Origin of the sequence: Bacteroides sp. UBA939 (genome assembly GCF_002293435.1) — a bacterium.
Classification (GTDB): Bacteria; Bacteroidota; Bacteroidia; order Bacteroidales; family Bacteroidaceae; genus Bacteroides.
Map to the genome: position 1 here is coordinate 1 of NZ_DBDF01000195.1, position 9,730 is coordinate 9,730.

Here is a 9,730-nt window from a genome sequence, read left to right on the forward strand (position 1 = left end):
CTAATTATGAACAGCTACTTACTGTAGTTAACCTGCATTATTCATACTGTAGTTAAAGTAGTTATCACTTCGTTAGGAGTTAAGGAGTTAAAGCCGATACTCAGTGAATCATATAACATTAGTATCGGCTTTAACTACTAAGCCAACTTGTTGACTGATAACCTCTTTACCTCCTCTAACTCCTGAAGCATGAATTATTCAGGATAGATTCACCCGGCAAATGTATAGTTAATCGGGTATCATAAAACAAATTGCATATTTTAGGTGTTATAAGTGCTGAAAACAATTAATACATATAAGTATGGAAGAAGATTATGAATTAATAGACAATGAGAAACGTCACCAATACGAGCTTCATATCAAACAATATATTCCTAAAATAGAGTATATCAAATCAAGTAACGGCGAGATTTATCTGACACACACCGAAGTACCGGTTCCGATCGGCGGTAAAGGCATTGGCAGTCAACTCGTAGAAAAAGTATTAAAAAACATTGATGGGCAAGGACTCAAGTTAGTACCTCTCTGCCCGTTTGTATCCGGATATATACATAAGCATCCGGAATGGAAACGTATCATATTAAAAGGTTCTCACATTCAATAATAGCAGCCATGAATATAAAGAAAGAATATAGTAACGGAGAGCTAACCATCATCTGGCAACCTGAATTATGTCAACATGCAGGCATTTGTACCAAAACACTCCCGAATGTCTACCATCCGAGAGAACAACCTTGGATAAAAATTGGAAATGCGACGACAGAGGAATTGATTGCACAAATCAAGAAGTGTCCGTCGGGGGCATTAAGCTACAGAATGAATAACGAAAAGAAAGAAAAGATGTAAAAGCGAGAGAAGATGTTTCAAAAGCCTCCTTGCCAAGTCAGCACAAAGTCCGGATGCAGAATATAGTGAATTTCAAACTTACGCTGCTCCGGAGTTCTATACTCTTCAGCTAGAAAAACTCCTTTTTCAGCAACAATAAAAGGAAAAATGTGCAGATGTTCCCGGAAATCAACATCCGATGCATTCATACACTTAAACATAACTTCCTTAGCCGACCAATGAAGTAATAAAGCCCAAGTACCCGTTCCCTGATACGAAGATAAGATTTCATCAGTACGCATATATTTATGCGCCACTTTATGTACCCGCTCACCATAGTGTTCTATATCAATGCCCACCTCCTTACCGGCTTCACCGATAATCACTGATACATACCCACGTGTGTGAGATATACTGATAGATGCGGATTTATCTGCCAGATAAGGCTTCCCGCTGGGATAATAAGCTATTGTCTTTTCCTCTCCTAACAGAGTGAACAACAACATACGAACCGATAACCACTCCAAGCGGCGATGTTCAGCAGAGAAACGTTGCATCTCTTGCAAATATATTTCCCGTTGCGGAAGCATATCCAGCAATTCATCCAAGGTTTCATCCATCTTCCAAACTCCCAAGCGGTATGAAGACTCTATATGTTGTATGAAAAGAGGCATATTTTTTATAAATCAATCTTTCTTATCGGAATCCAATGGTGAGGTATTGACGGTGAACTTCACCTTAAGAATGCGACGGTTATCCATCTCCAGTACTTCGAACTCATAGTGGGTGTATGCTACTTTCTCATGCATTACCGGAAATTCCCCCTTCAGTTCCAATAATAATCCGGCAAGCGTATCAGCATCGCCCGCAACTTCATCAAAAGTTTCTTCGTCAATCTTCGTAATCTTATAAAAATCACCCAATTGTGTTTTCGCTTCAAATATCCATGTACGATCATTGAGCACGACGTAAGTACGTTCTTCGTCATCGTATTCATCATGGATTTCACCTACTATTTCTTCAATAATATCTTCCATTGTCACAATGCCCGACGTTCCGCCAAATTCATCAACCACAATAGCAATATGAATCTTGTTAGCCTGGAAATCACGCAACAAGTCATCAATCATCTTCGTTTCCGGAACAAAATAAGCCGGGCGAATCAATGATTGCCAACGAAACTCACCTTTATTCAAATGAGGAAGCAAGTCCTTGATATACAAAATCCCCTTAATATCATCATTTGTCTCCGAATAGACCGGAATGCGGGAATAGGCATTCTCAACGATACATTTCAAAACATCTTTGAATGACGCACGAATATCCAGATCCACCACATCCAAACGGGAAGTCATCACTTCTTTCGCTGTTTCACCGCCAAAACGGATAATTCCTTCCAGAATATTATTCTCTTCCGAGAGTTCAGCCCTATCTGTCAGTTCCAAAGCATGAGATAGTTCATCTACAGAAATAGTATGATTCTTACGAGCGAAATGCTTATTCAGGAATGAAGTGGAATGCACCAGCATAGAAGCCAACGGATAAAAGAATGAACGAAGCATCCGGATACCCGGCGCCGCAAAACGACAGAATGCCAATGTCTTCTGAGCCGAATATATTTTCGGCATTATCTCACCGAAAAGTAATAAAAGAAAGGTTAGAATAACCGTCAATACTAAAAATTCCGCGATAGAAGAATGAAACTCAAACACGCTCATGAAAAAGGAATTGCATAGCATGATAATCGTTACATTCACAAAATTGTTCGTAATCAGTATGGTCGCTAACAAACGTTCCGTATCATCCAAAAGATTACTGATTTTCTCATCAGAAGGGTGTTTCCTCTCACTGATAGCATTCAAATCAGAAGGGGACAATGAAAAGAAAGCTATTTCAGAAGCTGAAGCAAAGCCGGAAACAAGCAATAACAAACCTGCCAATACAAGAGCTATAGTAGCAAAAACAGTAGGAGTATGTACGGATATACCGTTAAAAACATCTGCCAACTGGCATAAATAAGCGTCAGGGTCCAAAGATTTTGGTTTTAGTTTAACAATTAGAACGGTAAATCGTCCGTTGCATTATCTTGCACAGGATTTGCCTGCGGTTTTATATTTTGCTGCACAGCATCTGCAGAAGTTTGCGCCACTCCAGGTTGGGGCACAGCACCTGATACGGATGTTCCCTTCGGCGTCAACATCTCCATATTATCGACAAAAATCTCTGTAACATAGCGTTTTGCCCCAGTCTGATCGTCGTACGAACGGGTACGGATTTTACCTTCCACATAAAGCTTGTCACCTTTATGCACATACTTTTCAACCGTTTCCGCCAATCCGCGCCAAAGTACCAGATTATGCCACTCGGTTCGCTCAGGTACTTGTGTACCATTAGCTAAAGTATAAGCACGATCGGTAGTAGCCAAAGGCAATGAAGCCACGGCAACACCGGAATCAAGGTATCTTACTTCAGGATCTCTACCTACATTCCCAATTAGTATTACTTTATTTACTGACATAATCTTTTAATTTTAATTTGCTGCCAAAATTAAGCAGAATATTTACATAATGCAAGAATAAGCTCGATTTTTATAGATATTTCTCCAAAAAAGCGTGTACCAGCCGGGAAACTGCATAGTGTTCCAAATCCTCTATTTTTACACGCAGATAAGTAGAAAAGGAAGTAGAATCCTCGGGCAAAACAATTTCATAAAAGTTTGCATACACCACTCTATGAGATAACACATGCTTCACATCACGACATACGGAACGCAACAACAGAAATTCTTCATCAGCAAAAAGCGCACGCACCTGCGGAAGTTCTCTGAATTTCTCTTCCGATACCGGAGCATCCGTCTCAACCAATGGAAGTTCAAAAAGGTTTTTCCAGATATCATTACCCGTTCGCTTATGCAAATAAGTACACGCGCCTACGCGCACATATATATAATTAAAGTAGCGGTTGATTATTTTTGTTTTATGTTGCTTTATGGGCAATTTAGCTACCACCTGCGTCCTCAAAGCAGAGCAACTATCCATCAGCGGGCAAAACATACAATTAGGCGATTGCGGTGTACACTGAATAGCACCGAAATCCATAATCGCCTGATTATATATAGCCGGACGGGATTTATCCAGCAATTCTTCAGCTAATGCAGCAAACAATTTCTTTCCCTCAGTACTATCTATCGGTACTTCAATACCGAAATAGCGGGAAAGTACACGATATACATTACCGTCTACCACAGCATAAGGCATTCCATAAGCCGATGAGCAGATAGCTGCCGCAGTATAATCCCCTACTCCCTTTAACGCACGCACTCCTTCATAAGTCACCGGAAATACTCCGTTCATACTTCTTGCTGCCGCATACAAGTTACGGGCACGGGAATAATAACCTAATCCCTGCCAATATCTCATCACTTCATCTTCCGAGGCCTCAGCCAATGTCTTCACATCCGGAAAACGACGGATGAAACGTAGAAAATATTCATACCCTTGAACCACACGGGTTTGTTGCAGAATTATTTCAGAAATCCATATTATATATGGGTCGGTAGTCTCCCGCCAAGGCAGTTCGCGTTTGTTCTCTTTATACCATCCGACCAGTACTTCACTAAATAAACTCATTCTATCACAACCACTTATAAAAATGTAAAAAGGACTATCCATTGCCTTCCATAGCTACAAAATTAGTTATTTTTCGCCCTAACAAAACTTAATCAAAGGACTTTTTGAAAAAATGTTCAGAATATATTTTTTATAGAGAGCAAAAAGCTATATATTTGCAGTCCAAAAAATTAGGAAACAATAGTAATAATATTTTTTTTAAGAAAAATGACTAAAGCTGATATTGTAAACGAAATTTCAAAAAACACCGGAATTGACAAAACAACAGTGCTCACGACTGTTGAATCGTTCATGAACATAGTGAAAGCATCTTTAGCCAAAGATGAAGATGTTTATCTCCGTGGATTTGGTAGCTTCGTAGTAAAGAAAAGAGCACAAAAAACAGCTCGTAATATTTCTAAGAATACTACGATTATTATTCCGGAACATAAAATCCCGGTATTCAAACCTGCTAAAACATTCACAATCTCCGTGAAAAAATAACAAATATAGAGTATTAACCCTTTTAAATTATTGAAGCTATGCCTAGCGGAAAGAAAAAGAAAAGACATAAAATGTCTACGCACAAGCGTAAAAAAAGACTAAGAAAGAACAGACATAAAAGCAAAAAGTAATTTTTAGTCTGAAGGACAGAAATAAAGAACAAACTTGTGAAGCTATTTGTCTCGCGGGTTTGTTCTTTGTTTAAGTAACTATTTATGATGAATTAAAGTAAAAGAGAACATGTTTACGAGAACAGTAGATTTATTCATTTCCTCCCGTCAACATATAACTCTATTTACTTAGAACTAAAAAAGCAAAAAGAATTGTGACAAGCGAACTCGTTGTAGATGTACAGCCCAAAGAAGTTTCTATCGCCCTGCTCGAAGACAAGAGTTTGGTAGAGCTTCAGAGTGAGGGTAGAAACCTCTCTTTCTCAGTGGGCAACATGTATTTAGGCCGGATCAAGAAATTGATGCCTGGCCTGAATGCCTGTTTCGTGGACGTGGGTTACGAGAAAGATGCTTTTCTTCATTATTTGGACTTAGGTCCTCAATTTAACTCATTAGAGAAGTACGTAAAGCAAATTTTAAGCGACAAAAAAAAACTCCCCCAAATCACCAAAGCAACCATACTTCCCGATCTTGAAAAAGATGGCACCGTAGCCAACTCATTAAAGGTAGGACAAGAAGTAGTGGTGCAAATTGTCAAGGAACCTATCTCAACTAAAGGTCCGCGCCTGACTTCCGAAATATCATTTGCCGGAAGATACTTGGTGCTTATACCTTTCAACGACAAAGTTTCCGTATCGCAAAAAATTAAATCGAGCGAAGAGCGCGCCCGTCTCAAGCAATTATTGATGAGCATCAAACCGAAAAATTTTGGTGTTATCGTCCGTACAGTTGCCGAAGGAAAACGCGTAGCCGAGCTCGACGGGGAGCTTAAAGTTTTATTAAAGCATTGGGAAGAAGCTGTTACTAAAATACAGAAAGCGACCAAATTTCCTACATTGATTTATGAAGAAACCAGCCGTGCCGTAGGCCTGTTACGTGACTTGTTCAATCCTTCTTTCGAGAACATCTACGTCAATGACGAAACCGTGTTCCATGAAATCAAGGATTATGTAACTCTCATCGCCTCCGAGCGGGCAGGAATTGTAAAACTGTATAAAGGACAGCTCCCCATTTACGACAATTTTGGTATCACCAAACAAGTCAAGGCATCATTTGGAAAAACCATTTCATACAAAAGTGGCGCTTATCTGATCATTGAACATACTGAAGCGCTTCACGTAGTAGACGTGAACAGCGGTAACCGCACTAAGAATGCCAACGGACAGGAAGCTAATGCACTCGACGTGAACTTGGGAGCTGCCGACGAACTGGCTCGCCAATTGCGGTTAAGAGATATGGGTGGTATCATTGTGGTGGATTTCATTGATATGAATGAAGCCGAAAACAGACAAAAGCTTTACGAACGTATGTGTGCCAACATGCAGAAGGACAGAGCACGTCACAACATCCTACCGCTCAGCAAATTCGGACTGATGCAAATCACCCGCCAGCGTGTACGTCCGGCAATGGATGTCAACACAACCGAGATATGTCCTACATGTTTCGGAAAAGGCACAATCAAATCATCTATTCTTTTCACAGACACCTTAGAGAGTAAAATTGATTACTTAGTAAACAAATTGAAGATAAAGAACTTTTCGTTACACATCCACCCGTATATCGCCGCCTACATTAATAAAGGGATTATCTCCTTAAAATGGAAGTGGAAGATGAAATACGGATTTGGTATTAAGATTATTCCAAGCCAGAAACTTGCGTTTCTGCAATATGCATTCTATGACCCGCAAGGGGAAGAGATTGATATGAAAGAAGAAATCGAAATTAAATAAGAAAAATGAGGGTGTATTATAAAAGCAAAACTTTTAATACACCCTCTTTCTTTGTATTCTATGTATCAATGAATATATTTACTATACCGTTCCAAGAAACGCTTAAACGCGCTCCATTCCATCAATCCTTTTTCAAAAACAGAAATACCCAATAACGCACATAAGATTCCTAACAGAACATCTATCAGGTAATGATGCCCCGAATAAACAGCTGCACACCAGATACCTACCATTATGAAAGCAAACAAGGCTATCAACCAAGTCTTACAATGATTTATGACAGCATAAGCCAGCGCTACTACCATATATGCCGCATGCAATGAAGGTACGGCGGCAAAAACATTTGCATTACGCCCATAGATAGAATTGAAGACAGCACATCCCAGCAATTCATCAAAACGTCCCAGCCCCGCCACATTACCCGGCGTATCCAGCATAGCCTCAAAACCGTAATTCATAACATACCAGGGCGGAGCAGCAGGATGGATATAATATCCGGCAAAACCTATGAGATTTACAAGCAGGAAAACCATTGAAAAGCGCAAATACATCCGGCGAGATCCTTTGAAATAAAGCCAAAGACCGAATATAATAGGTACAGGTACCCAACAAAGATAAAATATACCGGCAAAAAAATCGGCAACCGACCAATGGTGTATAGCAAAATACTCACAAGGAATCATTGAAACCCCATTCACGGAAATACCGAAAATAGATTTCTCTGCTTCATACAGACCTTGCACATCAATGGGATTTACCTGATAATTGGGATACACTCTCATCCAGTCATAGGAAACGCCGAAAATAATAAAAGGCAGTAAAGCTACCGCCAGTTTACGAGTTGTTTTTCCTGCAAAAAACAAAAACAGGAATATACCTGCCATCATGAAATGCTCCGGACGAAGACCGATACAGGTAGCTGTCAGTAAAAGAAAAGCTACTGTAACCACAGTTACCAGCACCGTTTCTCTCACCGGAGGAAAATATTCTTTTATCATTTATTCAAAAGTTTATAGCAATGCGCCAACCGGACGAATGCCGTCAGATTAGCCAATATGGCAATTATCGCCAAAGGAACAATCAAAATAAGCATCGGATCAAAAAGTTCGCAACCGGAAAAGATACCGCAGAATAAAGCGCCCAGACTGGTTAACACCACTCGCTCAGGACGTTGCATAAATCCCACCTTGCACTCCAACCCCAGACCTTCGGCGCGTGCACGTACATAACTTACCATCAGCGAACCGATAAGAGCAACAAAAGCAATAATGGAACCCCACTGATAACCCGTCAATATCAGGTAGTAGAAGATTCCGAATAAAGTAATAAGTTCACTGTAACGGTCAAGGACAGAGTCATACAATGCCCCGAAGGTAGATGACATATTGCCGAGACGCGCCACGCGTCCGTCCATCATGTCAAACAAGCCGGCAAAAAGAATAACACCTCCGCCCCAGCCTACATAAGCAAGGTTACCCGGTTCATGCATACCTGCATATACCAGCAAAGCGGCAGCTGCGATATTAAGCAGCAATCCGGTAGTGGTGATAAAGTTAGGTGTGATACCTATCTTAATCATACCACGTATCACAGGATTAATAATTTTGTATATAACTTGTTGCAGCCAATCTCTATAATTCATGTTCATTCTATTTATTTTCTAAACGTTGTTTCAGAAATCCTTTAATATCATGGTTACGATAAACGAAAACCCGTTGCAAATAGTAGTTCCAGAAAAATGCAACCAGAAAAGCCACACTTATTTTAGACAGGATAAACACATCATCGACATAATGTCCTAACAACCCATTCACCCACTCCATTCCTGACAACCATTCGGTTAAAGCAAAAGTGCCCCAAGTATTAATGAGGATACTCCCACCCCACACTATGAAATACTTCAGCGCTACATGTATTTTCTTACAGTCCCCAGCTTTAAATACCCACTCATAATTGATGATACAATTTACAATGCCACCAATTATGGAACCTACAAACGTAGCATATAAATAATATATAGCAAATAGCTTTACTAAGAGAATAGTTATCAGAAAGTCGACCACAGTTGCTATCTGTGCAGAAAGTTGAGCTTTTAAAAAAAGCCATGCTTCTCTGCGCCAGCCCAAGAATCGACTTTCTTCCTTTACTCTATCAGCCATCTCGCCACAATTAAAACGATGAAGCCATATACTCCTGCCAGCACATCGTCCATCATTACTCCTACTCCGCCGGGTAACTTTTCCATCCGCCGGATACCCAATGGTTTCAGAATATCAAAAAAACGAAACAGAGCAAATGCACCCAGCCCATACCAAATGTGACCCGCAGGAGCAGCCAGAAGAGTTATCCATACTCCTACCATTTCGTCCACCACCACTCGCGAAGGATCTTCTCCCCAATATGGTTCCAAACGATTAGTGGCCCAGATTCCTGCTATTGTAAACAGTGATACTAAAGCGGCAGTCGTCCATAACAAACAAGTTTCCGAAATAAAAAGGGAGAGTCCGAACCAGATAAGTGTAGCTAACAAAGCTCCTGCCGTACCCGGAGCAAAAGGGAAAAAGCCCGAGCCGAAGCCTGTGCCGATAAGGATGGGGAAGAAGGAAGGTTTCTCCATAGGAAATATATAAAAGAGGGTATGTCAAAAGTCAGAGATAATATACCAGAACTTTGGGCATAAACCCTCTTATTTATGACTGTGGTTTTGCAAGTTGTTTGTATGCTAATGAAGTATCTCTATTAGCTTCGCTGACAGATTATCTGATTTCTCTCACTAAGATACATTCCCCTCCTCCCGGGAGGAGGGGTGTCCGCAGGGCGGGGTGGTAGGTGAAAAAGGGATTCCTAACTATTGTGATTAATAGGTATTTATTGTTTTACCTACCACCTCCCC

At 40.4% G+C, this 9,730-nt stretch carries 12 protein-coding genes; 4 read left to right on the forward strand and 8 right to left on the reverse strand.

Going from position 1 to position 9,730, the window contains the following annotated elements; all coding sequences use genetic code 11:
- Nucleotides 1-301 precede the first annotated feature (301 nt).
- Nucleotides 302-604 carry a GNAT family N-acetyltransferase gene (locus B2Z67_RS12350; protein WP_291530139.1) on the forward strand — a complete coding sequence of 101 codons (303 nt, stop codon included), beginning with the start codon at nt 302-304 and terminating at the stop codon, nt 602-604.
- 8 nt (nt 605-612) lie between these two features.
- Nucleotides 613-846, forward strand: coding sequence for a (4Fe-4S)-binding protein (locus tag B2Z67_RS12355; RefSeq protein WP_291530140.1), 234 nt, complete (start codon nt 613-615; stop codon nt 844-846).
- 17 nt (nt 847-863) lie between these two features.
- On the opposite strand, the gene B2Z67_RS12360 is transcribed toward B2Z67_RS12355, so the two are convergent.
- From B2Z67_RS12360 to mutY, 4 genes are all read right to left on the reverse strand, one after another.
- On the reverse strand, nt 864-1,499 hold the full coding sequence (locus tag B2Z67_RS12360) for a 4'-phosphopantetheinyl transferase family protein (RefSeq protein WP_291530141.1): 636 nt from the start codon (nt 1,497-1,499) through the stop codon (nt 864-866).
- Between the two features lie 12 nt (nt 1,500-1,511).
- A complete protein-coding gene (gene gldE, locus B2Z67_RS12365; RefSeq protein WP_291530142.1) occupies nt 1,512-2,858 on the reverse strand; it encodes a gliding motility-associated protein GldE in 1,347 nt (448 codons plus the stop codon).
- A gap of 23 nt (nt 2,859-2,881) precedes the next feature.
- Nucleotides 2,882-3,343, reverse strand: coding sequence for a single-stranded DNA-binding protein (locus tag B2Z67_RS12370; protein WP_291530143.1), 462 nt, complete (start codon nt 3,341-3,343; stop codon nt 2,882-2,884).
- A gap of 70 nt (nt 3,344-3,413) precedes the next feature.
- Nucleotides 3,414-4,454: an A/G-specific adenine glycosylase gene (gene mutY / locus B2Z67_RS12375; protein ID WP_291530144.1), complete on the reverse strand. Its 1,041-nt coding sequence runs from the start codon at nt 4,452-4,454 to the stop codon at nt 3,414-3,416.
- A 207-nt stretch (nt 4,455-4,661) separates the two neighbouring features.
- Between mutY and B2Z67_RS12380 the strand changes: the two genes are divergently transcribed.
- Nucleotides 4,662-4,937, forward strand: coding sequence for an HU family DNA-binding protein (locus tag B2Z67_RS12380; protein ID WP_291530145.1), 276 nt, complete (start codon nt 4,662-4,664; stop codon nt 4,935-4,937).
- A gap of 325 nt (nt 4,938-5,262) precedes the next feature.
- A complete protein-coding gene (locus B2Z67_RS12385) occupies nt 5,263-6,837 on the forward strand; it encodes an Rne/Rng family ribonuclease (protein WP_291530146.1) in 1,575 nt (524 codons plus the stop codon).
- A 65-nt stretch (nt 6,838-6,902) separates the two neighbouring features.
- Here B2Z67_RS12385 and B2Z67_RS12390 read toward each other — a convergent pair whose 3' ends face one another.
- Genes B2Z67_RS12390 through B2Z67_RS12405 form a run of 4 tightly spaced genes read right to left on the reverse strand, consistent with a single transcriptional unit; the run spans nt 6,903 to nt 9,454 of the window.
- Nucleotides 6,903-7,835, reverse strand: coding sequence for a phosphatase PAP2 family protein (locus tag B2Z67_RS12390; protein WP_291530147.1), 933 nt, complete (start codon nt 7,833-7,835; stop codon nt 6,903-6,905).
- Nucleotides 7,832-8,479 (reverse strand): CDP-alcohol phosphatidyltransferase family protein, encoded by a 648-nt coding sequence (locus tag B2Z67_RS12395; RefSeq protein WP_291530148.1) that lies wholly within the window; start codon nt 8,477-8,479, stop codon nt 7,832-7,834. The genes B2Z67_RS12390 and B2Z67_RS12395 overlap by 4 nt, the downstream gene beginning before the upstream one ends.
- 7 nt (nt 8,480-8,486) lie before the next feature.
- Nucleotides 8,487-8,996 carry a GtrA family protein gene (locus B2Z67_RS12400; RefSeq protein ID WP_291530149.1) on the reverse strand — a complete coding sequence of 170 codons (510 nt, stop codon included), beginning with the start codon at nt 8,994-8,996 and terminating at the stop codon, nt 8,487-8,489.
- Nucleotides 8,981-9,454, reverse strand: coding sequence for a phosphatidylglycerophosphatase A (locus tag B2Z67_RS12405; RefSeq protein ID WP_291530150.1), 474 nt, complete (start codon nt 9,452-9,454; stop codon nt 8,981-8,983). Before B2Z67_RS12405 ends, B2Z67_RS12400 begins: the two co-directional genes overlap by 16 nt.
- Nucleotides 9,455-9,730: the final 276 nt, after the last annotated feature.